A 26,198-nucleotide genomic window follows, 5' to 3' on the forward strand; every position below is an offset into this window, starting at 1 on the left:
TGCCGTCCTCTGATTTTTGATTTGTGATCACACTTGTATTGATCACGCTAATCAGCTTTAATCGCCTCTGCAAGTTAAAAGCGGGGAGGCCATGCAAAAGACCGCCGTCGAGAAAAGCAACGACCCCATCGCCGCTCAGCTCGCGCCGGTCGGTCGCGAGACCGTGCAGGACCGCGTCTATCTGGAGCTTCGCCGAGCTTTGATCGGGGGCCTGTTCGAGCCGAGCCAGGTGCTCACCATTCGCGGTCTCGCCGATGCGCTGATGACCAGCACCATGCCGGTGCGCGAGGCGCTCGGCCGGCTTATCACTGAAAAGGCGCTGGAGGCGCTGCCGAACCGCTCCGTCCGAGTCCCGCCAATTACGCTTGAGCGGATGGACGATCTTTTGCGTGCTCGCATCCTTATCGAGGGCGAGGCGATCGCGCTTGCGGCGACGCGAATGAGTCCGCGGCAAGTCTCCGTCATCGAGAGCATGCTCGGCGAATGGGACGAGATGCGGGCGCTGAAACACAAGAAGGATGTCGACCGCGAGGTTACCCTGAACCAGAGCTTCCATTTCGAAATCTACCGCGCTTGCGGCTCAGCCGTGCTGATCCCGATGATCGAGAGCTTGTGGCTGCAATCCGGCCCCTGCATCCGTGTGGCGATCTATGCTTTCTCCGAGGCCGGCGAGGTCGATACGGCCCATTTCCACCGCAGTATCGTCGCGGCTCTTTCGGTTCAGGATGCCACGGTGGCTCGCGAGGCGCTGGTCGCCGACATCAGCCGGCCTTTCAATTTCCTCCGCAACAAGCTGCAATCCGAAGCGGCAAGCAAAGGTACGTCATGAGCACGCTCGCCATCCGCATCACCGAGCCTCGCTCCACTCTTTCCGTCACCGCCGTGCTGCTCGACGGCAAGGCGCCGGACAATGTGGAATTCCTCTGGACCTATCTGGCCGAGCCGCGCATCGTGCCCGGTATCCATGCCATTTGGACGGGACCGGAAATCTCCTGCCCGATCCCGCCAGACCATCTCGTCGGCAGCGAATGGGCAAACCCCTTGCCGGCGGAAAACGCGACGCTGACGCCGCAGCCGGGCGATATCGTGCTGAGCTATGTGCCGGCGCGCGTTTGGGGCGGTAGCCCCGATCCGATCTTCGATATCGGCCTGTTCTACGGGCAGGGCGCGCGGCTGCTGTTTCCGATCGGCTGGCTGCCGGGCAGCGTCGTTGCACAAGTGCGGCCTGAAGAGCGGGAGCAATTCGCGGCCGCCTGCGGTGTCATCCGCCGCAACGGTGCCTGCGATGTGACATTCACCCGCACGGAGGTGTGAGATGAGCGCGGCAGACGATTCTTTCGAGCTGTTCGACCTGCGTGTCGAAGCCGTCATTCCCAAGGGCAAGCCGATCTATTGCGGCGCCAAGGAGGGCGACTATTTCGAGCTCAAGGGCGAAATGCTGTCGCTGCCGCCGGGGCAGGGTTTCTCCATCTATTCCATTTCCGCCGTATTGCCGCTGCTCGCGGCCAAGCAACGGCCCACCCACAAGAACGACTGGATGACGTCGGACGCCGAGATCGCCTGTCCTGACCCGAACTGCGCGAGCCGCCTGCGGATAGTCAGAACAGGCAAGCGGCGATTCAGCCATGCCGAGACGACGGCGGTGCTGTTGCCCGAGGAGACCAAATAGATGAATGCCAAGACATTCGAACTCAGCCCTGGCTATGCGGTCTCCCGCGTCATCCGCGGCGGTTGGCAGTTGGCCGGCGGTCATGGGGCGATCGACCGCGAGCAGGCCGTCACAGACCTCATCGCCGCTTTCGACGCTGGCATCATCACCTATGACTGCGCCGATATTTATACCGGAGTCGAAGAGCTGATCGGCGCCGCTCGTCTGCGGCTTGCCAAAGAGCGTGGGCTCGACGTCGCGGCCAAGATGAAGGTGCACACTAAGCTCGTGCCAGATCTCGAAGTCCTGTCACGCATCAGTCGCGACTATATCAGGGGCATTGTCGAGCAATCGCTACGACGACTGAAGACCGAGCGACTGGACCTGGTGCAGTTTCACTGGTGGGATTATGCGCTGCCCGGATATCTCGATGCGCTTGGCTGGCTGGATGAGCTGCGACGGGAAGGCAAGGTCCGCAGCGTCGGCACGACGAATTTCGACACGCCGCACATCGCCGAAATTTTGAAAGCCGGCATTCCCCTGGTCAGCCAGCAGCTTCAATATTCCGTACTCGATCAGCGGCCGGCGAACAGTCTCGCGGCGCTTGCGGCTGATAATAACGTCCGCTTCCTCTGCTATGGCTCCGTCGCCGGTGGGTTCCTAAGCAACAGGTGGCTGGGGCAGCCGGAGCCGGAGATGCCGCTCGAAAACCGCTCGCTGATCAAATACAAGCTGATCATCGACGATTTCGGCGGTTGGGAGCTGTTTCAATCGCTGCTTCGGACGCTGAAGGCCATCGGCGATCGCCATGGCGTCGATATCGCCACCATCGCCAGCGCCTGGGTGTTGGAGCAGCCGCAAGTGGCTACCGTTATCGTCGGCGCCCGCAACCAGGCGCATGCGCTCGCCAACGCGAAGATCATGGATATTGCTCTCTCAGTAGAGGATCGGTCTCAGATTGCCGCGATCATCGGACAGAGCAGCGGCCCACTCGGCGATGTCTATACGCTGGAGCGCGACCGTACCGGGCGGCATGGCTCAATCATGCACTACAATCTGAACGCGGGGAAAAAATGAGCACGAGCCCATCCCTCTTCGAGCGCGCCAAGACTGAAATCATCGGTCTGCATCGCTATTTTGCCGACTGGTATAACGCAGCAGACTCCGACCAGACCGATTTCAGCCGGTTCGAAAATGTCTTGGGCGAAGGTTTTCGCATCGTCACGCCTGACGACGGACGCATTATCGACCGCGATTCCATCATCAGCCATGTCCGGGCCAACCATAGCTGCTTTCATGGTGATTTCACTATCGAGATCGAGGATGTCAGGCCTGGCTGGGAGGCCGCCGGCGTCGTTGTCGTGACCTATATCGAGGCACAATGTCGGGCCGGCGTCTGGACCCGTCGGCGGGCGAGCGCCCTTTTTACCGAGAGTTCATCGATGCCGAACGGTGTCGAATGGCGGCATCTGCATGAAACCTGGCTGCAGGCGCCGGAGGCGAAACAGGCTTAACCACTGAAATAGAAGTCGTGTACCTAACAAGGGGAACAAAGATGAAAAAGACGATATTTCAAATCACCACCGCTCTGGCGCTCCTTGCAGCGGCTGGCGTTGCCAACGCGGCAGACTGCAAAATCACCGTCGGACTGGTGATGGAGCTGACTGGGCCTGCTGGCGAATATGGCCAAGCGGGCGCAAAATCAGTCGAAATGGCCTTCCGCGACATCAACGCCGCCGGCGGCGTGCGCGGCTGTGATCTGGTGACCGACACACGCGACAGCCAGAGCCAGGGCAACGTCGCCGTCGACGCTGCGACCCAGCTCGTGCAGGTGAAGAAGGTACCCGTCATCATCGGCGGCATCATCTCGTCGGTCTCGATCCCGATCCTGACGTCGGTCACCGCACCGGCCAAGATCGTGCAGGTATCGCCGGCCTCGTCTTCGCCGACGTTGACGGCACTCGGCCGCGACGGCAAGACCAACGGCATCTTCTTCCGCACCATCACCTCGGATGCACTGCAAGGCGTGGCGGCTGCGAAATACGCGATCGACAAGGGCTTCAAAAAGCTGTCGGTTATCCATGTCAACAACGACTTCGGCGTAAACATGGTGGCGGAGTTCTCCCGCGCCTATAAGGCGCTCGGCGGCACCATCGTTTCCGACACGCCTTATAACGAAAAGCAGTCGAGCTATGCCTCGGAAGTCACCGCCGCCATGGCCGGAAATCCGGACGGCCTTTATCTCGTCAGCACACCGGTCGATGGCGCAACGATCGCTCGCACCTGGATTTCGCAGGGCGGCGTGCAGAAATTCCTGCTCAACGATGGCATGAACAGCCCAGATTTCATTGAATCGGTCGGCGCCGACTACCTCAAGGATGCCTATGGCACTTCCTCGGGCACCAGCCCGACCGCGTCGACCGACTACTTCATGAAGAACTACAAGGAATTCTCGGGCATCGAACCGTCCAATCCGGCGGCTGACCGTTCCTATGACGCCGGTGCCATCGTCGGCCTCGCCATCGCAATTGCCGGTTCGGACGATCCGGGCAAGATCAAGGATGCGATGTTCAAGGCGGTCGATCCCCAGGGCACGCCGATCTATGCCGGGAAGGACGAGTTCGCCAAGGCGCTCGGTCTGATCAAGGACGGCAAGCCGATCCGCTACGAAGGCGTCATCGGCCCGGTCGCCTTCGACAAATATGGTGACATCACCGGCCCGTTCCGTCTCTGGAAGATCACGGACGGCAAGGTGACGACGGACGGTGAAATGTCGACCGAGGACGTCAACAAGCTGCAGGCGCAGTTGAACAAATAAGGCCTAGGGTTCGCATATTTTCGTTTCTAGGGGACGCCCGATAACCTGCTCGGTTGCCGGGCGTTTCTGTCCATGGCGCCCGGTCGGGGCGTGAAAATTTAGATCGTTCCAAATTTTAGCGATGATATTTCTGGAAACCGAAACTCCAATGCCGGGCCCTCTTTTCGTTCACAAAAGACCGGATAACCGCACGATTTCCGCGACGCATCTAGGTATTCTCGTTAAACCTTCATATTTACCCATTGACAAAATTTGGAACGTTCCAAATAATCATCGTCAACAAAGGGTGGAGGCCTCGGCGGAGATTCATGAGCAAGGAACGTGTTACGGTCATCGATATTGCGCATGCCGCCGGCGTATCGAAGTCGACCGTGTCTCTCGTTCTGCAAGGCAGTTCACTGGTCAATGAGGCGACGCGGGCCAAGGTGAACGCGGTGATCCGCGAGCTTGGGTACGTCTATAATCGCGGCGCCGCCAACCTGCGGCAGGCGAAGTCGAAGATCGTCGGCATCGTTGTCAACGATCTCACCAACAGCTTCTTTGCCGAACTGGCCGTCGGCGTCGATATGGTCGTGCAGTCGGCTGGCTATGTGCAGTTCCTGTCCAATACCGGCGAGAGTATTGACCGGCAGCGCGAGGTCGTCGCCTCGATGCGCGAGCACGGCATTTCCGGTCTGATCGTCTCGCCGGCGCGCGGTACGGAAGCGGCCGACTTCAAGTCGCTGACCAATGCCGGCATTCCGGTGGTGATCGTCGTGCGCAATATTCCCGGCGCAAAGGTCTCATCGCTGGTGTCGGACAATCTTGCCGGCGCATCGGCGGCGGTCGAGCATCTGGCTAGCCTCGGCCATCGCCGCATCGCGTTCATGGGCGGCTTCGCCAATACCGCCGTCTTTGCCGAAAGGCTCGGCGGCTATCGCGATGCGCTGGCCAAGGCGGGAATCGCTTTTGACGATGACCTCGCCGTTGCCACCGCCCCGTCGCGCGCCGGCGGCGTCGAAGCGGTCGGGCGCGCCATGCTGCTTGCTGACAAGCCGACAGCGGCGGTGTGTTTCAACGATGCGGTCGCCTTCGGTGTCTGCGACGGGCTGAGGGCACGGCGGCTGGAGCCGGGCGTCGATTTCGCTGTGGTCGGTTTCGATGATGTGATCGAGGCGGAGAGTGCGGTGCCAGCGCTGACGACGATTTCCGTCGATCCTCAGGGCATGGGCCGGCGGGCGGCACAGCTGCTCCTGAAGCAGATCAATTCCGGCAAGGTGGAGGCGGAGGCGATCGTCAGCGCCGTGCGGCTGGTGGTTCGTCAGAGCTCCGGAGCTGGGCTGGACACAACGGCAAGGAGGGCCGTGTCATGACAAATGGCGGTGTAAAATGGGGCCTGATCGGCGCAAGCACGATCGCCCGTGAATGGATGATCGGCGCCATTCGCGCAACCGGCGGCGACGTCATCTCTGTAATGAGCAGGGACGCAGAGCGTGGCCACGCCTATGCGGCTGAGAATAATATTGCCAAATCGGTGACGGATGTCGCCGATCTCGTCAACGATCCGGATGTCGATGCCGTCTATATCTCGACGACCAACGAAATGCACCGGGACCAGACCTTGGCGGCGGTCAAGGCCGGCAAGCATGTGCTTTGCGAAAAGCCGCTGGCGCTGACGCTCGAAGATGCGCGGCTTATGGTGCACGCTGCGAAGGGGGCTGGCGTGGTCATGGGCACCAACCATCACCTGCGCAATGCGGCCAGCCACCGCGCGATGCGGGAGGCAATCGCCGCCGGGCGGATCGGCAAGCCGCTGAGCGCCCGCGTTTTCCATGCCGTCTATCTGCCGCCGCATTTGCAGGGCTGGCGGCTGGACAAGCCTCAGGCAGGTGGCGGCGTCATTCTCGATATCACCGTTCATGACGCCGACACACTGCGCTTCGTGCTGAACGACGATCCGGTGGAAGCGATCGCCCTCGGCCAGAGCGGCGGTATGAGCAAGGCCGGACTGGAGGATGCCGTCATGGGCGCTTTGCGCTTCAAATCCGGCCTCATTGCGCAGTTTCACGACGGCTTCACCACGAAATATGCGGAGACCGGCTTCGAGGTACACGGCACGGATGGATCGCTGATTGGCCGCAATGTAATGACGCAACAGCCCGTCGGTCATGTCTTCCTGCGCAACAGGGATGGTGAGACGGAGCTACCGCTCCATCACCACAATCTCTACGAGACGGCGCTTGCCGCCTTTCATGCCGCGATCGAAGGCCGGGGAAAACCGTCAGCCACTGGCGAAGACGGCGTCTGGTCGTTGGCGGCGGGTCTTGCCGTCGTCAAGTCGGCTGCCACCGGCGAAGCCGCCAAGATCGAACCCGGACTTTGAGCGTCGCGATGAACAAGCACATCACTCCCGCCGAGGCGGCCGCCTTGATCCCTGACGGCGCCATTGTCTCAGTCTCGTCCTCGAGCGGTCTCGGCTGCCCGGACCTGATGCTGAAGGCGATCGGTGAGCGTTTCGACGCGACGGGCCATCCGCGTGACCTAACGACGCTGCATCCGATCGCCGCGGGCGACATGAGCGGCATCAAGGGTGTCGATCATATCGCCAAGAAAGGTCTGCTGAAAAAGATCATCGGCGGCTCCTATCCCTCCGGTCCGTCGAGTTCCGAACCGCCGCAGATCTGGCAAATGATCGGCGGCAACGAGGTCGCGGCCTATAACATTCCCTCGGGCATTCTCTTCGACATGCATCGCGAGGCAGCCGCCAAGCGCCCCGGCGTGCTGACCAAGGTCGGTCTCGATACCTTCGTCGACCCGGAACGCCAGGGTTGTGCGATGAATACGGCAGCCGAGGCTGAACCGGTGGTGAAGCGAATCCGGTTCGAGGATGAAGACTGGCTTTATTTCAAGGCGATCGCGCCGCAGGTGGCGATCATCCGGGCAACGACCGCCGATGAGCGCGGCAATCTCACCTATGAGCATGAAGGCGCGTATCTCGGCGGGCTCGACCAGGCGCTCGCCGCCCGGAACAATGGCGGCATCGTCATCGCCCAGGTCAAGCGCCTTGCCAAGGAAGGTTCGCTGAAACCGCATGACGTGCGCATTCCCGGTGTTCTGGTCGACTACATCATCGTCGATCCGGATCAGAAACAGACGACACAGACCCTTTATGATCCGGCGATCTCGGGTGAGATCTTTCGTCCGCTCGATAGCTTCCGCGTGCCGGAATTCAATATCCAGAAGGTCATCGCCCGGCGGGTGGCACAGGAGCTGCAATCCGGCAGCGCCGTCAATCTTGGCTTCGGCATTTCTGCCAATGTGCCGCGCATCCTGATGGAAGAGGGGTTGCATGGCGCCGTCACCTGGGTGATCGAGCAAGGGGCGGTCGGTGGCGTACCGCTGCTCGATTTTGCCTTCGGCTGCGCATCCAATGCTGACGCCTTCATGCCGTCGCCCTATCAGTTCACCTATTTCCAGGGTGCCGGTTTCGACGCTTCGCTTCTCTCCTTCCTGGAGATCGGCCGCGACGGCTCGGTCAATGTTTCCAAGCTCAGCTTCCGGCCGCATGTAACGGCCGGCGCCGGCGGCTTCGTCGATATCACGGCACGGGCGAAGAAGATCGTCTTCTCCGGAATGTTCAATGCCGGCGCGAAGCTCGCGGTCGAAAACGCCCGACTTGTGATCGAGAAGGAAGGCAAACTGAAGAAGCTGGTGAATGCTGTCGAGCACGTCACCTTCTCCGGGCCGCGCGGCATCGCACAGGGACAGGATATCACCTATGTCACCGAACGCTGCGTGATGAAGCTGACGCCGGAAGGATTGTTGCTGACCGAGATTGCACCCGGCGTCGATTTGGAAACGCATATTCTTGATCAGTCGGAATTCCCGCTGCTCGTCTCTGACCGGCTGAAGGTGATGGATGCGGCTTTGTTCCATGAAGCGCCTGTTGGCCTGACCCTGCCCGCCAAGGCCAAGCGCGTTCTGGAAGGAGCGCGCCATGGGTGAGGTCAAGGTTTCCGTTGAAGGTTTCGTCGCGACGATCACTGTCTCGCGGCCGGAGAAGCTCAACGCCTTCGATATTGATATGCTGAAGGCGCTGGCGGTTGCCTGTGACGAAGTGGAGGCGAACGGCTCCGTGCGTGTCGCGATCCTCACCGGCGAGGGCAAGGCCTTTTCGGCTGGCGGCGACATCAAAGCCTGGGGCGGTATGGCGGCCAATGAGTTCGGTCATGCCTGGGTGCGCTTCGGCCACCGCGTCTTCGAGCGGCTGGCAACGCTCCGCATGCCGGTGATCGCCGCATTGAATGGTCATGCGCTCGGCGGCGGGCTGGAACTGGCGGCCGCGGCCGATATCCGCATTGCGGAAAGCCAGATCAGGATCGGCCTTCCGGAAACCAGCCTCGGCATGGTGCCGGGCTGGTCTGGTACGCAACGGCTTACCAAACGGTTTGGCGCGCAGATCGTGCGGCGCATGGTGTTGGGCGGCGAGATGTTTTCCGCAGAGGAGGCGCGCGGCTATGGTCTTGTGGATGCCGTCGTCGAAACGGGAACGGTGCTTACCGCCGCCAGGGACTATGCTGCGCGCATCGCTACGCGCGGACCGGCGGCGCTGGAGATTGCGAAGCTGATGGTTGCTTCGGCCAATGGCGAAGACAACGGGTCTGCCGTCGAGGCGCTAGGATCGATCCTGGTTGCCAAGACCGGCGACCTCAAGGAGGGCGTTGCGGCCTTTGCCGGCAAACGCGCTGCCGAATTCAAGGGAGAATGGTGATGACGGTCCTTGTGAAGCCACAGGCGCTTCCCGATGTGAAGATACGCGAATTCAAGATGCTGATCGACGGCAAATGGGTCGAAGGCGTCGAGACCGGCACGATCGAGCGTGTCGCGCCAAGCCATGGCGTCACCGTCAGCCGCTATAAATCCGCGACCAAGGACGATGTGCATCAAGCCATCGCGGCTGCGCGCAGGGCGTTCGACCAGGGTCCCTGGCCGCGTATGACTGCGGCGGAACGCTCAAACATCCTGCTAAAAGCTGCCGACATGATCTCGACGCGGGCCGAGGAACTCGCCTATCTCGATGCGATCGAGGCTGGCAAGCCGATCACGCAGGTGCGCGGCGAGATCGCCGGTTCCGCCGACATCTGGCGCTATGCGGCCGCCCTTGCGCGCGATCTGCACGGTGAAAGCTACAATACGCTCGGCGAGGGCACGATGGGCGTCGTGCTGCGCGAGGCGATCGGCGTTGTCTCGATCATCACGCCCTGGAATTTCCCATTCCTGATTGTCAGCCAGAAATTACCCTTTGCGCTTGCCGCCGGCTGCACGGCGGTCGTCAAGCCGTCCGAGCTGACGTCGGGTTCAACGCTGGTGCTCGGTGAAATCCTGATGGAAGCCGGTGTGCCGGCCGGCGTCGTCAATATCCTCGTCGGCACGGGTGCCGATGTCGGTGCACCGATGACCGGGCATCCGGACGTCGACATGATCTCCTTCACCGGCTCGACCGGCGTTGGACGGCTGACGATGGCGAATGCGGCGCAGACGCTGAAGAAGGTTTCGCTCGAACTCGGCGGCAAGAACCCGCAGATCGTCTTTCGCGACGCCAATCTCGATGAGTTCGTCGATGCGGCGGTGTTCGGTGCCTACTTCAACGCCGGCGAGTGCTGCAATGCCGGCTCGCGGCTGATCGTCCATCGCGATATCGCGGAGGATGTCACGGCGCGCATTGCCAGCCTGTCGGAAAAGGTGAAGGTCGGCGACCCGCTCGACCCCTCAACACAGGTCGGGGCAATCATCACCCCGCAGCACCTGCAGAAGATTCAGGGCTATGTTTCCGGCGCGGCAAAGAGTGGTGCGACCATAGCGCATGGCGGCAGCCAGATCGACTTCGGCTTCGGCCAGTACATGGCGCCGACCATCCTTGCCGACGTCAAACCGGACATGGCGGTGGCGAAGGAGGAGGTGTTCGGGCCTGTGCTTTCGGTGCTGACCTTTGATACGGTCGAGGACGCAATCCGTATCGCCAATTCCATCGACTACGGCCTTTCCGCCGGCGTCTGGAGCCGCGATTTCGATACGTGCATGACTATCGGGCGGCGGGTGCGGGCCGGCACGATCTGGATGAACACCTTCATGGACGGCGCCGCGGAACTGCCCTTCGGCGGCTATCGCCAATCAGGACTCGGGCGCGAGCTCGGCCGACATGCGGTGGAAGATTATACCGAGACCAAAACCCTCAACATGCATATTGGCCGACGTACCGGTTGGTGGATGCCGAGGTAGGACTAGATCGATGGCGGTTTGGGCGCGAATGGCACATCAGAACAGCGGCGCGGCGGCGATATCAGCCCGTCGTCGCTGTGGGGAAGCCGATTTGTGGCGGCTGCAACAATTGCAGGTCGTCGGCTTCCGGATTGGCGATGCGCTTCAGCAAGATGCGGCCGAGCTGCTCGCCCGCCGCCGTGAGATCTTCGTAAATCGTGTCGACTTTCGGCTGGATCTGGCTGAGCAGCCGCGAGGTCTGCTTGGCAACGATATCGTAGTTCTTGCTCAAGATTTGCCCGAGATCGCTCAAGGCGCTGATGGCGGCGAGCGCGGAAACCTCGCCCGGACAGATGAAACCATCGGGCGCATCCGATGCTTCGGCCCGGCGGCGAAAATGGTCGCGCACCATGTCGGCCGGCGAATCGAGGTTAATATTCTCCGGGATTTCATAGGCGATGCCGGCTTCGCGAACGGCAGTCATGAAACCATGCAGCATGTGTTGATGAAAGGTGAGGCGCTTCGGCGGCAAGATGATCGTCACCTTGCGCCGGCCCTTGGCGATCATCCGGCGTGTGGCCTCGTAGGCGAAAGCGAAATTGTCGTAGTCGACGAAGGGATGCGGCATCGAGAATTCGGTGCGCCCGTGGCAGACGAAGGGAAAACCGTGTTCCAGCAATCGGCGCACACGCGGGTCGAGCGGCTCGGTTCGCGAGAAGATCAGCCCGTCAGCGAGATTGTTGCGAAGAATGTAGTCGACCGCCTCGACGTTGCTGGTCGCCATGTAGTTGGGCATGACGATCAGATGATAGGGTGTCCTCTGCAGCGCCTTGGTGATGCCGTACATGATCGAGGTGCCGAAGCCCACCACTTCCTCGTGGGGATCGAGGAGGATGCTGATCACATTGGTACGCCCCGTCTTCAAACGCTGGGCGGCTCGATCGGGCATATAGCCGATGTCGCGGGCGACCTGATGCACCCGCTGCCGCGTCTCCAGCGAGATCTGCGGCGCGTCGCTCAACGCGCGCGATACCGTGGTCACAGCCAGGCCGGTCAATTTCGCAATGGTGCGCAAGGTCGGCTTGGCGCTTCGCGCTTTTGTCGCGGAGGAGGGTAGGTCGGTCAAACTCGCGGTCCCGTCTTGAGTAAGTCCGGGCAACTTATCGCGAGTAGAGGCTGCATACAATCCACGAATGAAAACGTTTTAAATCGGGCATAGCTCACCGGAGGCCGAGGGAAAACAGCGCAACATACCTGATTTAAAGGGGTTTTTATGCAGATCAGTAGTTGAACTGAACTCTTGACACGGCCGATTTATAACGTTTTAAACTTGTGTATGACCGTGGGAGGTCATGATGCGTTTGTTCTTTGCAGGGAGTGAAGAACAGGGGGAAGCAGCAGGAGGAGGTCTTGCTGCTCAACTATCTAAAACCGGGAGGAAAATATGCGTAAATTGATGACATCGGTGGCTGCGGCTGCCCTTTTGATGACGGGTACCGTGACCGTGGCGCACGCCGCCGAAAGCGTCGAAGTCCTGCATTGGTGGACCTCGGGCGGCGAGGCGGCGGCGTTGGAAGTCCTGAAGAAGGACTTGGAATCGAAGGGCATAAGCTGGGTCGACATGCCGGTCGCAGGCGGTGGCGGCACCGAGGCCATGACCGTGCTGCGCGCACGCGTCACCGGCGGCAACCCGCCGACCGCCGTGCAGATGCTCGGCTTCGACATTCTCGACTGGGCCAAGGAAGGCTCGCTCGGCAATCTCGATGCGGTCGCCAATAAGGAAGGTTGGGACAATGTGGTCCCGACGGCCCTGCAGAAGTTCTCCAAATATGACGGCCACTGGATCGCCGCTCCCGTAAACGTCCACTCCACCAACTGGGTGTGGATCAACAAGGAAGCGCTCGACAAGGCCGGCGGCAAGGCACCGGCGAACTGGGACGAGCTGATTGTACTGCTCGACAACTTCAAGAAGCAGGGCATCACGCCGATCGCCCATGGCGGCCAGCCCTGGCAGGATGCGACGATCTTCGACGCCGTCGTACTCTCGCTCGGCAACGACTTCTACAAGAAGGCTTTCATCGATCTCGATCCCGATACGCTCGGCAGCCCGAAGATGAAGGAAGCCTTCGACCGCATGACGAAGCTGCGCTCCTATGTCGACGATAACTTCTCAGGCCGCGATTGGAACCTTGCCTCGGGCATGGTCATCGAAAACAAGGCCGGCCTGCAATTTATGGGCGATTGGGCCAAGGGCGAATTCCTGAAGGCGAAGAAGGTGCCCGGCAAGGATTTCGTCTGCATCCGCTTCCCGGGAACACAGGGCTCGGTAACCTTCAACTCCGACCAGTTCGCAATGTTCAAGGTCTCCGCCGACAAGATTCCGGCGCAGATGCAGATGGCGTCATCGATCGAAAGCCCGACCTTCCAATCGGCCTTCAACGTCGTCAAGGGCTCGGTTCCGGCCCGCACCGACGTTCCCGACACCGCTTTCGACGATTGCGGCAAGAAGGCGATCAAGGATCTGGCTGAAGCCAACAAGAACGGCACCCTGATGGGCTCCATGGCTCATGGCCATGCCAATCCGGCCGCCGTCAAAAACGCGATCTACGACGTCGTGACCCGCGAATTCAACGGCGATCTTTCGTCGGATGATGCGGTCAAGGAACTCGCCTCGGCGGTCGCTGCTGCAAAGTAGTGCAGTATTCGTCCGGAGCTCGCGAGAAGTGGGCTCCGGACCTCGAATTCAATCGCATCTCGCCAACGTTGGTGTTCGACCATGAACAGTCGCAGCCGAGTGCAGGAGCTATTACCCAAGCTGGTGCTGGCCCCGAGCTTCGTCATCATCCTGATCTTCGTATATGGCTTCATCGCCTATACCGGCTTTCTGTCACTGACCGACAGCAAGATGCTGCCGTCCTACAACATCATCGGCTTTGCCAACTACAGCAAGCTCTGGGCGCTGCCGCATTGGTGGCGGGCGATCACCAATCTCGGCATCTTCGCCTCGTTCTATATCGTCATCTGCTCGGTGCTCGGCCTCGCTTTGGCGATCCTGCTCGACCAGAAGATCCGCGCCGAAGGACTGCTGAGGCCGATCTATCTCTATCCGATGGCGCTGTCCTTCATCGTCACGGGGACGGCGTGGAAATGGTTTCTCGATCCCGGCATTGGGCTTGAGAACACCATGCATCTCTGGGGGTGGGACAGTTTTTCCTTTACCTGGATCAAGGATTCGAAAATGGCGATTTATTGTGTCGTCATTGCCGCCGTCTGGCAGTCCTCGGGCTTCGTCATGGCGATGTTCCTCGCCGGCCTTCGCGGCGTCGATAACGAGATCATCAAAGCGGCGCAGATCGACGGCGCTTCGGCCGTCACCACCTACCGCCGCATCATCATCCCGCTGATGCGGCCGGTGTTCCTCTCGGCTTTCGTCGTGCTCGCGCATCTTGCCATCAAGGCCTATGACCTGATCATCGCGCTGACCGGCGGCGGGCCGGGGCAAGCGACCGAACTGCCGGCGACCTTCATGTATTCCTACACGTTCACGCGCAACCTGATGGGCATCGGCGCCTCGTCGGCGATCATCATGCTGGCGATGATCTTCGCCATCATCATCCCCTATCTCTATTCGGAAATCGGCGGAGGGAAACGCACGTGAGCAACCCCAATCCGCAAAACGCCATCTCGCACGGCAAGCTGACGCGCGCGCTAATCTATGCGGCGCTGATCTTGTTTGCCGTCTACTACATGCTGCCGCTCTACGTGATGCTGGTCAATTCCTTCAAGCCGCTCGAAGAAATCCGCCAGGGCGGCATGCTGAACCTGCCGCAGACATGGACAATCGAGCCGTGGATTTCCGCCTGGTCGACGGCGCAGATCGGCGTGCAGCCGACAGGGCTCAAACCTTTTTTCATCAACTCGATCCTGATGGTCGTGCCGGCGGTGGTGATCTCCACCCTTGTCGGCGCGCTGAACGGCTATGTGCTGACGAAATGGCGTTTCCGCGGCGCGGAGATCTTCTTCGGCATGCTGCTGCTCTCCTGCTTCATCCCATTCCAGATCGTGCTGATCCCGATGGCGCGCATCCTCGGTTTCTTCGGTATTGCCGGTACTATCTGGGGGCTGATTCTCGTCCATATCGTCTACGGCCTCGGCTTCACGACGCTCTATTTCCGCAATTATTACGAGGCGTTTCCGACCGAGCTAGTCCGCGCCGCGCAGATCGACGGGGCGAGCTTCTTCCAGATTTTCCGGCGCATTTTGCTGCCGTCCTCCGGCCCGATCATCGTCGTTTCGGTCATCTGGCAATTCACCAATATCTGGAACGACTTCCTGTTCGGCGCATCCTTTTCCGGCGCCAATTCGACGCCAATGACGGTTGCGCTCAACAACCTCGTCAGCTCGTCAACGGGAGTCAAGGAATACAATGTCCACTTCGCCGGCGCGATCCTCGCGGCCCTGCCAACCCTCATCGTCTACATCGTCTCCGGTCGGTATTTCGTCCGCGGACTGATGTCCGGCGCCGTCAAGGGATAAGCCCATGTCCTTCCTAAAAATCACCAACCTACGCAAGTCCTACGGATCACTCGAGATCCTGAAGGACATCAATATCGAGATCGAAGAGGGTGGCTTTCTCGTGCTTGTTGGCCCATCCGGCTGCGGCAAGTCCACCTTGCTCAACACCATTGCCGGGCTGGAGCCGATCACCTCGGGCGACATCGCCATTGCCGGCCGCTCTGTCAACGGCTTGCCGCCGTCGCAGCGCGACATCGCCATGGTGTTTCAATCCTATGCGCTCTATCCGAACATGACTGTCGCCGGCAATATCGCCTTCGGCATGGAAATCCGCAAAGTGCCGAAAGAAGAGCGCGAGAAGGCGATCAAACAGGTGGCCGACATGCTGCAGATCGGCCATCTGCTCGACCGCAAGCCGAGCCAGCTTTCCGGCGGCCAGCGGCAGCGCGTCGCCATGGGCCGGGCGCTGGTGCGCGATCCGCAAGTCTTCCTGTTCGATGAGCCGCTTTCCAATCTCGACGCCAAGCTGCGCGTCGACATGCGCACCGAGATCAAGCGACTGCACCAGCGCATGAAGACGACGATCGTCTACGTCACCCACGACCAGATCGAGGCGATGACGCTGGCCACGAAGATCGCAGTCCTGAAGGACGGCGTATTGCAGCAATTCGGAACGCCGGCGGAGATCTACAATCACCCCGCCAATATGTTCGTTGCAGACTTCATGGGCTCGCCCGCCATGAACCTCCTGACGGCGAAGGTGGAGAGGGGGCCGCTTGGATTGCAGGTTTCGCTCGATCGGCCGAACGGCGCAGCCCCCCTGAAGCTGCCGGTCAACGGCAGCGGCGGCGGCCTTGGCGCCCATGCCGGCAAGGATGTGATCTTCGGCATCCGGCCGGAAGCGCTGACCGATCCTGACGGTGCGGACCGCAATGCCCATTCGATCGCCGAGGGTGATTGCCTCATCGAGGTGGTCGAGCCGGCGGGTTCGGATACTTTCGCGATCGTCCGCCTCGGCGGCAAATCCGTAGTTGCGCGATTGCGTGCCGACGCCCGGATCGCCCCCGGACAGACGGCGCGGCTTGCCTTCAATCTCGACAAGGCGGTGTTCTTCGATCCGCAGAGCCAGGTTCGGATAGCGTGAGCAGCGGCATGGCAGAACCGGATATCGTCATCATCGGCTCGGGGATTGGCGGCTCGACCATCGCTTCCGGCCTTGCGGCCTCGGGCGCCAATATCCTGATCCTCGAAGCCGGCGAACGGTTGGAAGACCGGCCGGAGAACCGCGACCAACGGGCGATCTTCCTGCGTGGCTATTTCCGCCCGAAAGAGACCTGGTACGAAAAGGACGGCAAAGGGTTCAACCCCGGCAACTACTACAATGTCGGCGGCAATTCGAAATTCTACGGTGCGGTGCTGATCCGGTACCGGCGCGAGGATTTCGAGGAGATGCGGCATCTGGATGGCGTGTCGCCGGCCTGGCCGTTTCCCTATGAGGAGCTGGAACCCTGGTACAGCGAGGCCGAGCAGCTCTATCAGGTGCGCGGCAGCCTCGGCGACGATCCGTGGGAGCCCGCACATTCGCGACCCTATCCTTTTCCACCGGTGCCCGAGGAGCCGGCGATTGCCAGTGTCCGCAAGCGGTTGAAGGACAACGGCATGCATCCGCATTCCCTGCCGCTCGGCGTCGACATCGACAAGTGGCTCGCCAAGGGGCGCACGCCATGGGATGCGCATCCGAACAGTGTCGACGGCAAGATGGATGCCGAGACGGTGGCGCTCGCCAAGGCTCTGCAATATCCGAACGTCAAGCTGAAGACCGGCGCGCGCGTTACGCGGCTGGAAACCGCCGGCGATGGGCGGGCGATCGCGGCGGTGCATTATTCCGCCTATGGCGAAGCGCGTGTGGTGCGGCCGAAACTGGTCATCCTCTCGGCCGGTGCGGTACAGTCGGCGGTGCTGTTGCTGCGCTCGGCTGACGACGCCAATCCCCGCGGGCTTGCCAACCGCTCCGATCAGGTCGGCCGCAATTTCATGAACCACAATTCCTCTGCCGTTCTGGCGATTTCGCCCTGGTACAGGAACGATTCGGTCTATCAGAAGACTTTCGGCTTCAACGACTTCTATCTTTCGGATGGCGCAGGCGGGCCGCCGCTCGGCAATGTGCAGCTTTTGGGGCGAGTTTCAGGCACGATCCTAAAGGCAAATATGCCGACCGTGCCGGAATGGCTGCTGAACAGCCTTTCCGCCCATGCCATCGATTTCTACGCCATGAGCGAAGACCTGCCGTCGCCGGAAAGCCGGATCATGGTCGATGGCGACCGCATCGTGCTGCAATGGGTGCGCACCAATTGGAAGGCACATCTCGATCTGGTGAAGAAGCTGAAGGGTGTGCTGCGCAAGGCCGGCTTCCCGATCGTGCTATCGCGTCCCTTTGACAAGCGTACGCCGTCGCATCAATGCGGCACGGTCAAGATCGGCAATGACGGTTCGAGCGCGCCGCTCGATATCTTTTGCCGGGCCTTCGATCACCCCAATCTTTTCGTTGTCGACGCTAGCTTCCTGCCGACCTCGGCGGCAGTGAATCCGGCGCTGACCGTGGCTGCTCAAGCACTGCGCGTCGCCGACCACATCGTGCGGGAGGAACTGCGGTCATGAAGGCAAGACGCCCGATCGCCGTCATCACCGGCGGCCGCAAGGGGATCGGTCTCGGCATCGCGCGGGCGCTGGCCAAGAGTGGTTTCGATCTGGCGATCACCGGCGTCGAAAAGGACGCTCCTGCAGCGGTGCTGGAGGAGCTGGAGGCGGCCGGTGGGCGGGCTATCTACCGGCAATCCGATCTCGCCGAGCTTTCCGGCCATGCTGCGACCGTCGATGCGATCTCGGCGGTTTTGGGTGGGATCGATTGCCTGGTCAACAATGCTGGCATCGGCCCCGTCGTGCGCGGGGATTTTCTCGATTTGGCGCCGGAGAATTTCGATCGGATCATCGACGTCAATCTGCGCGGCACGGTGTTTTTTACCCAAGCCGTCGTCCGTTCGATGCTCGCCGCGAAGACGGCGCCGGCGCCGCGTTCGGTGATCAACATCACCTCGGTCTCGGCAGCGCTGAGTTCGCCCGAACGGCTGGACTACTGCATCAGCAAGGCGGGGCTCTCGGCCTTCTCGCAGGGGTTGGCGCTGCGGCTGGCGGAGACCGGCATCGCTGTCTTCGAAGTCCGCCCCGGCGTCATCCGTACCGACATGACGGCGCAGGTCTCGGAGAAATACGACGCATTGATCGACGGCGGGCTGGTGCCGATGAAGCGCTGGGGGGAGACGGGCGATGTGGGCAGCATCGTCGCGGCGCTGGCCAAAGGCAGTTTCGGTTTTGCCACGGGGTCGGTGATCCCTGCTGATGGCGGACTGGGGATCGGGCGGCTGTAAGCCGATGATCCCTGTTAGATTTGAGGACTGGAAATGAGCTACGACTACATCATTACCGGCGCCGGACCCGCAGGCTGCGTGCTCGCCAATCGCCTGAGCGAGGACCCATCGGTGAAAGTCCTGTTGCTGGAAGCTGGCGGCGGTGACTGGAATCCGTTGTTCCATATGCCGGCCGGCTTTGCCAAAATGACCAAGGGCGTGGCCAGCTGGGGCTGGGAGACGGTGCCGCAGAGGCATATGAAAGGCCGTGTGCTGCGTTATACACAGGCCAAGGTGATCGGCGGCGGCTCCTCCATCAATGCGCAGCTCTACACCCGTGGCAACGCCGCCGACTACGATCTCTGGGCACGCGAGGATGGCTGTGAGGGTTGGGACTATCGCAGCGTGCTGCCTTATTTCAAGCGCGCCGAGGACAATCAGCGCTTTGCCGATGACTATCATTCCTATGGCGGGCCGCTCGGTGTCTCTATGCCGGTGTCGGCACTGCCGATCTGCGATGCCTATATCCGTGCCGGCCAGGAACTCGGCATTCCCTACAACCATGATTTCAACGGCAAACAGCAGGCAGGCGTCGGCTTCTATCAGTTGACGCAGCGCAACCGCCGTCGGTCGTCGGCCTCGCTTGCATATCTTTCGCCGATCAAGGATCGGAAGAACCTGACGATCCGCACCGGCGCGCGGGTGGCGCGGATCGTGCTCGAAGGCCGCCGCGCCATCGGCGTCGAGGTGGCGATGGACAAGGGCGTCGAGATCATCCGGGCAGATCGGGAAGTGCTGGTCTCCTCCGGCGCCATCGGCTCGCCAAAACTGCTCCTGCAATCAGGCATCGGCCCGGCCGATCATCTGACGTCGGTCGGTGTGGCGGTGTCGCACGATCTGCCGGGCGTCGGCGGCAATCTGCAGGATCACCTCGATCTTTTCGTCATCTCGGAATGCACCGGCGACCATACCTATGACAATGTCGCGAAGTTGCATCGTACGCTCTGGGCCGGGTTGCAATATGCACTGTTCCGCTCCGGCCCCGTCGCCTCGTCGCTCTTCGAAACCGGCGGCTTCTGGTATGCCGATCCCGATGCCCGCTCGCCGGATATCCAGTTCCACCTCGGCCTCGGCTCCGGCATCGAGGCCGGCGTCGCGCGGCTGAAGAATGCCGGCGTGACGTTGAATTCCGCTTACCTGCATCCGCGCTCGAGGGGCACGGTGCGGCTCTCTTCGTCCGATCCATCGGCTGCGCCGCTGATCGATCCAAACTACTGGAGCGATCAGCACGACGTGAAGATGTCGCTCGAAGGGTTGCGGATTGCTCGCGAAATCATGCAGCAGGATGCGCTGAAACCTTTCGTGCTGGCTGAGCGGCTGCCGGGCGACAAGCTGACGACGGAGGAGCAATTGTTCGACTATGGCTGCGCCAACGCCAAGACCGATCACCATCCCGTCGGCACCTGCAAGATGGGCACGGACGCAATGGCGGTGGTCGATCTCGAGCTGAAGGTGCGAGGCCTCGAAGGCTTGCGCGTCTGCGATAGCTCCGTCATGCCGCGCGTGCCCTCCTGCAATACCAACGGCCCAACGATCATGGTCGGCGAGAAGGGCGCGGATATCATCCGCGATCGCGACCCGCTTCCTCCGACAATTTTCTCTTGGGAGCGCAACGACACGCGGCCGCGAGCGCGGGCGGATGTTCGTTAAAAGTAAAACGCCCCGTGAGGGGCGTTTCGTTTACCGGATGAGAGCTCTTACCACTCAGCCACGCTGCCATCTTCATGACGCCAGACCGGGTTGCGCCAGCGATGGCCTTCCTTGGCACGTTCGATGACGTAGGCTTCGTCCACTTCGATGCCGAGGCCGGGGCCTTGCGGGATGCTGACGAAACCGTCGGCATATTTGAAGACTTCCTTGTTGGAGATGTAGTCAAGGATGTCGTTGCCCTTGTTGTAGTGGATACCGAGGCTCTGTTCCTGGATGAAGGCGTTATAGCTGACGGCGTCAACCTGCAGGCAGGCGGCAAGCGCGATCGGTCCAAGCGGGCAATGCGGCGCAAGCGCGACGTCATAGGCTTCCGCCATCGCCGCGATCTTGCGACATTCGGTGATGCCGCCGGCATGGCTGAGATCGGGCTGCAGGATGTCGACATAGCCGTCCGACAGAACCGACTTGAAGTCCCAGCGCGAATAGAGCCGCTCGCCAAGCGCAATCGGTGTCGAGCTGTGATTGGCGATTTCCTTCAGCGCTTCGCGGTTTTCGGAGAGCACGGGCTCTTCAATGAACAGCAACTTGTAGGGCTCGAGTTCCTTGGCGAGAACCTTGGCCATCGGCCGATGGACGCGGCCGTGGAAGTCGACGCCGATGCCGATATGGGGACCGATCGCGTCGCGGATGGTGGCGATGGTCTCAACCGCCTTGTCGACCTTGTCATAGGTATCGACGATCTGCATTTCCTCGCAGCCGTTGAGCTTGATCGCCTTGAAGCCGCGGGCGACCACATCCCTGGCATTGTTGGCGACGTCGGAAGGACGGTCGCCGCCGATCCAGGAATAAACCTTGATCTTGTCTCGCACCTGGCCACCGAGTAGCGAATGGATCGGCTGACCCAGTGCCTTGCCCTTGATGTCCCACAATGCCTGGTCGATGCCGGCAATGGCGCTCATGTGGACGGCGCCGCCGCGATAGAAGCCGGCGCGGTACATGACGGTCCAGTGGTCCTCGATCAGGAAGGGGTCCTTGCCGATCAGATAGTCTTCCAGTTCATGCACGGCCGCCTGGACGGTCAAGGCTCTGCCTTCGACCACCGGTTCGCCCCAACCCGTAATACCCTCGTCCGTCTCGATCTTCAGGAACATCCAGCGTGGCGGCACGATATAGGTCGTCAATTTGGTGATTTTCATGGGAATGCTTCCGTTTCGGCTTTTGGATCTTATCAGCGGCGCCAGGCCGCGGATTTCGGGATTTCAGGTCTTGTCTTTCTCCGCCCGCCTGATCGCCTTTTCGGCAGTGGCAAGGTCACGGGCGGCAAGATCGAGCATGCGGTGCGCGCTGTCGCGCGCAGCGGTGTGGTTGCGCAGGCGCAGCGCCTCCACCAGGTCGCCATGGACGGCGATTGCCTCGTCGCGGCTGTCGACGGCGACATTCGAAGCATGCAATGCATATTTCAGGCCGGCATGGATGGCGCTCGACAGGCGGCGGAACACCTGGTTGTGGCTGGCGCTCAAGAGCACCGTATGGAACATCACGTCGGCTTCGGTGAAGCGTTCGGGATCGTCGCCGGAATCGCGCATCTGTCGCCAAGCCCTGTCGAGATCGGCAATCTCCTGGGCGGTGGCGCGCTCGGCGGCATATTCGGCGGCCACTGGCTCAATGGCGCGCCTCGCCTCGAGTATGCAGCCGAGAATATCGAATTCGGCGATATAGGGACCCATCCACTCCAGCACGTCCTGATCGAGGATATTCCAGTCATCCTTGTCGCAGACCGTGGTGCCGATGCGCGGCTTGCCGCGCACCAACCCTTTCGATTCCAGGATCTTCAGGGATTCGCGAATGACGGTGCGGCTGACGCCGTAGATGTCGCAGAGATCGTTTTCGCGCGGCAGGGCTGAGCCGGAAGGGTAGTGTTCGGAACAAATGTCCTCGGCGATCGCCGCAGTGACGTTCTTGCGCACGCGCGGACGGCGCTCCGGCGCGCCGTTCAGCCTATGCTCTTGCCGTTCAAACGAATCCAATTGCCTTCTCCGCAGTCGCTCTCCCGCGCGGCCGAGCCTCCACTTAGCGGAATTCGTTCCGCATGGCGATAAGCGTCGGCGCGTTTGGCGGGCCATCCTTCCCAAAAATCACATTATTCGAATCATCATACATTGGCAATTGACTGGTATGATGATTTATCATACTCCAAGAACACTGCCTGGGAGGGCAGGTGCTCCACTTCGGATTTTTTGGGAGAGAATCATGCGCTTTTTCAAAGCAGCTATTCTGGCTGGTACGGTTGCGGTCATCGCCGCTACCTCCGCCTTCGCCGCAGATGTGAAAATCGGCTTCGTGGTCAAGCAGCCGGAAGAACCCTGGTTCCAGGATGAATGGAAGTTCGCCGACATCGCCGCCAAGGAGAAGGGCTTCACGCTCGTCAAGATCGGTGCGGAAGACGGCGAAAAGGTTCAGGCCGCGATCGATAATCTTGGCGCCCAGGGTGCGCAGGGCTTCATCATCTGCACGCCCGATGTCAAGCTTGGCCCCGGCATCGTCGCCAAGGCAGCCGCCAACCAGCTCAAGCTGATGACCGTTGACGACCGTCTGGTCAGTGCTGACGGCAAGCCCCTGGAAGACGTGCCGCATATGGGCATTTCCGCTACCAAGATCGGCGAGAGCGTCGGTCAGGCGATCGTCGATGAAATCAAGAAGCGCGGCTGGGACATGAAGAATGTCGGCGCGATCCGCGTTTCCTACGACCAGCTTCCAACCGCTGTCGATCGCGTCGAAGGTGCGATTTCGGTGCTGAAGGGCGCCGGCTTCCCGGCCGCGAACATCTATGATGCGCCGCAGGCCAAGACCGACACGGAAGCAGCGCTGAATGCGGCGACCACCGTGCTCAACAAGCACGCCGACGTGAAATATTGGATCGCTTTCGGTCTCAACGACGAAGCGGTGCTCGGCGCGGTGCGCGCAACGGAATCGGTCGGTATTCCCCCCGCCAACGTCATAGGCGTCGGTATCGGCGGTGCAGACTCGGCGATCAACGAGTTCAAGAAGCCGCAGCCGACCGGTTTCTTTGGCACGGTCATCATCTCGCCGAAGCGTCATGGCTACGAAACCGCAATCAACATGTACGACTGGATCGCCAACAGCAAGGAACCGCCGAAGCTGACGCTGACCTCCGGTTCGCTGGCGCTGCGCGACGATTATCAGAAGGTTCGCAAGGATCTTGGCATCGAATAATCATCTTCCCATAGATGATCGTATCCGGTGGCATTCGTGCCGCCGGATCTTTTCACAACGGGTTCACGATGACCGCTTTTCTCGAATTCAACGGCATTTCCAAGAGCTATCCCGGCGTTCAGGCGCTGTCGAACATCAGCTTCTCCGTCGTCAAGGGCGCGGTGCACGGATTGATGGGCGAAAACGGCGCCGGCAAATCGACGCTGATCCGCGTCCTTTCCGGAGATCAGTCCGCGGATGCGGGCACGATCGCCATTGAGGGACAGGAACAGCACTACCATTCGGTGCGCGATGCCTTTCACGCCGGCGTCACCGTCATCCACCAGGAACTGCAACTGGTGCCGGAACTGACGGTTGCCGAAAACCTGTGGCTCGGCCGCTTTCCGGCCAAGGCCGGCGTCATTAACGGCAAGATGCTCGTCGACACCGTTCGCGCCAAGCTCCAGGAGATCGGCATCGATGTCGATCCGGGGGCCAAGGTGTCATCGCTGTCGATCGGCGCGCGGCAGATGGTGGAAATCGCCAAAGCCGTCATGGTCGACGCCCGCGTCATCGCGCTGGACGAACCGACGTCGTCGCTGTCATCCCGCGAGAGCGAGATCCTGTTTTCCCTGATCGAGCGGCTGAAATCGAACGGCACCGTCATCCTCTATGTCTCCCACCGGCTCGACGAGATCTTCCGGCTCTGCGACAGCCTGACGGTACTGCGCGACGGCAAGCTCGCGGCGCATCATCCTGACATCAAGAAGGTGACGCGCGAGCAGATCATCGCTGAAATGGTCGGTCGCGAGATCAGTAATATCTGGGGTTGGCGTGAGCGGCCGCTTGGGCCTGTCCGGCTTGAGGTCAAGGGCCTTTCGGGGCCGAAACTGCCGACGCCGATCAATTTTTCCGTCCGCAAGGGCGAAATCCTCGGCTTCTTCGGCCTGATCGGCGCCGGCCGCAGTGAGATGGCGCGGCTGTTGTTCGGCGCCGACCATCGCCATCAGGGCACGGTCGCTATCGACGCCGTCACCGTCGCCCCGAACAATCCCAAGGCGGCGATCCACGCCGGCATGGTGCTCTGCCCGGAAGACCGCAAGCTCGATGGAATCATCCAGGGCCGCTCGATCCAGGAGAATATCGCCATCTCCTCGCGACGGCATTTTTCGCCGTTCGGCATACTGAGCCCCCGCAAGGAGGCAGCCCTTGCCGATCAATTCATCGCCAGGCTGCGCGTGCGCACGCCGTCGCGCAAGCAGGACATCATCAATCTTTCCGGCGGCAACCAGCAGAAGGTCATCCTCGGCCGCTGGCTGTCGGAGCAGGGCGTCAAGGTGCTGGTCGTCGACGAGCCAACGCGTGGTATCGATGTCGGAGCGAAATCGGAAATCTACGAAATCCTCTATGACCTGGCGGCCGACGGCATGGCGATCGTCGTCATCTCCAGCGAGCTGCCGGAGGTGATGGGCATTTCCGACCGGATCATGGTGATGTGCGGCGGCAAGGTCGCCGCCGATGTGGCGCGGGCGAATTTCAACGAGCACCAGATTCTCACCGCCGCACTGCCGGATAAAAACGCCGCAAGCGCATTCTGACTAGGGAAATCGCGACGATGTCTTCCTTGAAAAAAATCCTCCTCGGCGAACAGGGCCTGGTCGTCATCTTCGCGGTGGCCTTCGTCATCGTGTCGCTGACGGTTCCGAATTTCCTGACCGAGCGCAATATGATTGGCCTGCTGCAATCGGTGGTCACGATCGGCATCGTTGCCTGCACCATGATGTTCTGCCTGGCCTCACGCGATTTCGATCTTTCCGTCGGCTCGACCGTTGCCTTCTGCGGCATGATCGCGGTCATGGCCTCGAATGTCACCGGCTCCATCATTCTCGGCCTGCTGGCGGCACTGGTGTGCGGCGCGATCGTCGGCCTCGTCAACGGCGCGCTCATCGCCAAGCTGCGCATCAACGCACTGATCGCGACCCTCGCCACCATGCAGATCGTCCGCGGCCTGGCCTTGATCGCCTCGGACGGCCGCGCCGTCGGCATCAACGACCCGAATTTCTATCAACTGGCGCTCTCGACCTTTCTCGGCATTCCGACGCCCATCTGGATCATGGTGATCCTGTTCATCCTGTTCGGCTTCGTGCTGAACCGCACCATCTTCGGCAAGAACACACTGGCGATCGGCGGCAATCCGGAGGCTTCGCGGCTGGCGGGCGTCAACGTCGCCACGATGCGGATCTGGATCTTCACGCTGCAGGGCTTCATCTGCGCGATCGCAGGCATCCTCCTGTCGTCACGCATCACTTCCGGTCAACCGAATGCGGCAATTGGTCTCGAGCTGCTGGTCATCTCGGCCTGCGTGCTCGGCGGCGTCTCGCTCGCAGGCGGCCGGGCCTCGATGAGCGGCGTCATCGTCGGCGTGTTGATCATGGGCATCGCGCAGAACGTTATGAATCTTCTCAATATTCCGGCTTTCTACCAGTATCTCGTCCTCGGCTCGATCCTGCTGATCGCCGTGACGCTGGACAATATTCGTTCGGCCGCGGCCGGGCGTACGAGGGGATAGCCCAAGGCATTGGCCACGGCCTGCACGTTAATTGTTACGGCGCTGTCGTCTTCGGCGGATAGAGCATTATATTGCCGATTGAGG

Annotated in this window: 24 protein-coding genes; 21 read left to right on the forward strand and 3 right to left on the reverse strand. The window is 61.1% G+C overall.

Annotation, left to right across the window (positions count from 1 at the left end):
- Window positions 1–91: 91 nt before the first annotated feature.
- The 11 genes from FHT86_RS28635 to FHT86_RS28685 all read left to right on the forward strand — a co-directional run bounded on the left by FHT86_RS28635 (window position 92) and on the right by FHT86_RS28685 (window position 10,724).
- The gene (locus tag FHT86_RS28635; protein ID WP_133710302.1) at window positions 92–829 is read left to right on the forward strand and encodes a GntR family transcriptional regulator; all 738 of its coding nucleotides are present in this window, start codon (window positions 92–94) and stop codon (window positions 827–829) included.
- Window positions 826–1,314, forward strand: a complete 489-nt coding sequence (locus tag FHT86_RS28640; RefSeq protein WP_133710303.1) for a DUF3830 family protein — start codon at window positions 826–828, stop codon at window positions 1,312–1,314. Before FHT86_RS28635 ends, FHT86_RS28640 begins: the two co-directional genes overlap by 4 nt.
- A gap of 1 nt (window position 1,315) precedes the next feature.
- On the forward strand, window positions 1,316–1,669 hold the full coding sequence (locus tag FHT86_RS28645; RefSeq protein ID WP_133710304.1) for a TIGR04076 family protein: 354 nt from the start codon (window positions 1,316–1,318) through the stop codon (window positions 1,667–1,669).
- Window positions 1,670–2,725: an aldo/keto reductase gene (locus FHT86_RS28650; RefSeq protein ID WP_133710305.1), complete on the forward strand. Its 1,056-nt coding sequence runs from the start codon at window positions 1,670–1,672 to the stop codon at window positions 2,723–2,725. It begins immediately after the preceding gene.
- On the forward strand, window positions 2,722–3,162 hold the full coding sequence (locus FHT86_RS28655) for a DUF4440 domain-containing protein (protein ID WP_133710306.1): 441 nt from the start codon (window positions 2,722–2,724) through the stop codon (window positions 3,160–3,162). The genes FHT86_RS28650 and FHT86_RS28655 overlap by 4 nt, the downstream gene beginning before the upstream one ends.
- Before the next feature lie 41 nt (window positions 3,163–3,203).
- Window positions 3,204–4,466, forward strand: a complete 1,263-nt coding sequence (locus tag FHT86_RS28660) for an ABC transporter substrate-binding protein (protein ID WP_133710307.1) — start codon at window positions 3,204–3,206, stop codon at window positions 4,464–4,466.
- Between the two features lie 308 nt (window positions 4,467–4,774).
- Entirely contained in the window at window positions 4,775–5,818 is a 1,044-nt protein-coding gene (locus FHT86_RS28665; protein WP_133710308.1) for a LacI family DNA-binding transcriptional regulator, read from the forward strand.
- Window positions 5,815–6,828 carry a Gfo/Idh/MocA family protein gene (locus FHT86_RS28670; protein WP_133710309.1) on the forward strand — a complete coding sequence of 338 codons (1,014 nt, stop codon included), beginning with the start codon at window positions 5,815–5,817 and terminating at the stop codon, window positions 6,826–6,828. The genes FHT86_RS28665 and FHT86_RS28670 overlap by 4 nt, the downstream gene beginning before the upstream one ends.
- An 8-nt stretch (window positions 6,829–6,836) precedes the next feature.
- Window positions 6,837–8,450: an acyl CoA:acetate/3-ketoacid CoA transferase gene (locus tag FHT86_RS28675; protein ID WP_133710310.1), complete on the forward strand. Its 1,614-nt coding sequence runs from the start codon at window positions 6,837–6,839 to the stop codon at window positions 8,448–8,450.
- The gene (locus FHT86_RS28680) at window positions 8,443–9,216 is read left to right on the forward strand and encodes an enoyl-CoA hydratase/isomerase family protein (protein WP_133710311.1); all 774 of its coding nucleotides are present in this window, start codon (window positions 8,443–8,445) and stop codon (window positions 9,214–9,216) included. The genes FHT86_RS28675 and FHT86_RS28680 overlap by 8 nt, the downstream gene beginning before the upstream one ends.
- On the forward strand, window positions 9,216–10,724 hold the full coding sequence (locus FHT86_RS28685; protein ID WP_133710312.1) for an aldehyde dehydrogenase family protein: 1,509 nt from the start codon (window positions 9,216–9,218) through the stop codon (window positions 10,722–10,724). Before FHT86_RS28680 ends, FHT86_RS28685 begins: the two co-directional genes overlap by 1 nt.
- A 61-nt stretch (window positions 10,725–10,785) precedes the next feature.
- Here the strand turns inward: FHT86_RS28685 and FHT86_RS28690 are convergent, their stop codons facing one another.
- Window positions 10,786–11,829 carry a LacI family transcriptional regulator gene (locus tag FHT86_RS28690; RefSeq protein ID WP_133710313.1) on the reverse strand — a complete coding sequence of 348 codons (1,044 nt, stop codon included), beginning with the start codon at window positions 11,827–11,829 and terminating at the stop codon, window positions 10,786–10,788.
- A gap of 318 nt (window positions 11,830–12,147) precedes the next feature.
- On the opposite strand from FHT86_RS28690, the gene FHT86_RS28695 reads away from it, so the two are divergent.
- The 7 genes from FHT86_RS28695 to FHT86_RS28725 all read left to right on the forward strand — a co-directional run bounded on the left by FHT86_RS28695 (window position 12,148) and on the right by FHT86_RS28725 (window position 20,332).
- Window positions 12,148–13,398, forward strand: coding sequence for an ABC transporter substrate-binding protein (locus FHT86_RS28695; protein ID WP_133710314.1), 1,251 nt, complete (start codon window positions 12,148–12,150; stop codon window positions 13,396–13,398).
- An 81-nt stretch (window positions 13,399–13,479) separates the two neighbouring features.
- Complete coding sequence (locus tag FHT86_RS28700) at window positions 13,480–14,361, forward strand: carbohydrate ABC transporter permease (protein ID WP_133710315.1); 882 nt, start codon at window positions 13,480–13,482, stop codon at window positions 14,359–14,361.
- Window positions 14,358–15,239, forward strand: a complete 882-nt coding sequence (locus tag FHT86_RS28705) for a carbohydrate ABC transporter permease (protein ID WP_133710316.1) — start codon at window positions 14,358–14,360, stop codon at window positions 15,237–15,239. The genes FHT86_RS28700 and FHT86_RS28705 overlap by 4 nt, the downstream gene beginning before the upstream one ends.
- A 4-nt stretch (window positions 15,240–15,243) precedes the next feature.
- Complete coding sequence (locus FHT86_RS28710; protein WP_133710317.1) at window positions 15,244–16,362, forward strand: ABC transporter ATP-binding protein; 1,119 nt, start codon at window positions 15,244–15,246, stop codon at window positions 16,360–16,362.
- Window positions 16,363–16,370: 8 nt separating this feature from the next.
- Window positions 16,371–17,876, forward strand: a complete 1,506-nt coding sequence (locus tag FHT86_RS28715; protein WP_166656953.1) for a GMC oxidoreductase — start codon at window positions 16,371–16,373, stop codon at window positions 17,874–17,876.
- On the forward strand, window positions 17,873–18,643 hold the full coding sequence (locus FHT86_RS28720) for a 3-ketoacyl-ACP reductase (protein ID WP_133710319.1): 771 nt from the start codon (window positions 17,873–17,875) through the stop codon (window positions 18,641–18,643). The genes FHT86_RS28715 and FHT86_RS28720 overlap by 4 nt, the downstream gene beginning before the upstream one ends.
- Window positions 18,644–18,676: 33 nt before the next feature.
- Entirely contained in the window at window positions 18,677–20,332 is a 1,656-nt protein-coding gene (locus FHT86_RS28725) for a GMC family oxidoreductase (RefSeq protein ID WP_133710320.1), read from the forward strand.
- Between the two features lie 47 nt (window positions 20,333–20,379).
- Here the strand turns inward: FHT86_RS28725 and dgoD are convergent, their stop codons facing one another.
- Both dgoD and FHT86_RS28735 read right to left on the reverse strand, forming a co-directional pair.
- On the reverse strand, window positions 20,380–21,528 hold the full coding sequence (gene dgoD, locus FHT86_RS28730; protein ID WP_133710321.1) for a galactonate dehydratase: 1,149 nt from the start codon (window positions 21,526–21,528) through the stop codon (window positions 20,380–20,382).
- Window positions 21,529–21,591: 63 nt separating this feature from the next.
- Entirely contained in the window at window positions 21,592–22,359 is a 768-nt protein-coding gene (locus tag FHT86_RS28735; RefSeq protein WP_133710322.1) for a FadR/GntR family transcriptional regulator, read from the reverse strand.
- 223 nt (window positions 22,360–22,582) lie between these two features.
- Between FHT86_RS28735 and FHT86_RS28740 the strand changes: the two genes are divergently transcribed.
- The 3 genes from FHT86_RS28740 (at window position 22,583) to araH (ending at window position 26,114) form a co-directional block, all read left to right on the forward strand.
- Window positions 22,583–23,566, forward strand: coding sequence for an arabinose ABC transporter substrate-binding protein (locus FHT86_RS28740; RefSeq protein WP_133710323.1), 984 nt, complete (start codon window positions 22,583–22,585; stop codon window positions 23,564–23,566).
- 68 nt (window positions 23,567–23,634) lie between these two features.
- Window positions 23,635–25,143 (forward strand): L-arabinose ABC transporter ATP-binding protein AraG, encoded by a 1,509-nt coding sequence (gene araG / locus FHT86_RS28745; RefSeq protein WP_133710324.1) that lies wholly within the window; start codon window positions 23,635–23,637, stop codon window positions 25,141–25,143.
- A gap of 17 nt (window positions 25,144–25,160) precedes the next feature.
- Window positions 25,161–26,114 carry an L-arabinose ABC transporter permease AraH gene (gene araH, locus FHT86_RS28750; RefSeq protein WP_133710325.1) on the forward strand — a complete coding sequence of 318 codons (954 nt, stop codon included), beginning with the start codon at window positions 25,161–25,163 and terminating at the stop codon, window positions 26,112–26,114.
- Window positions 26,115–26,198: the final 84 nt, after the last annotated feature.

The organism is Rhizobium sp. BK313 (genome assembly GCF_014193655.1).
Lineage (GTDB): Bacteria > Pseudomonadota > Alphaproteobacteria > Rhizobiales > Rhizobiaceae > Rhizobium.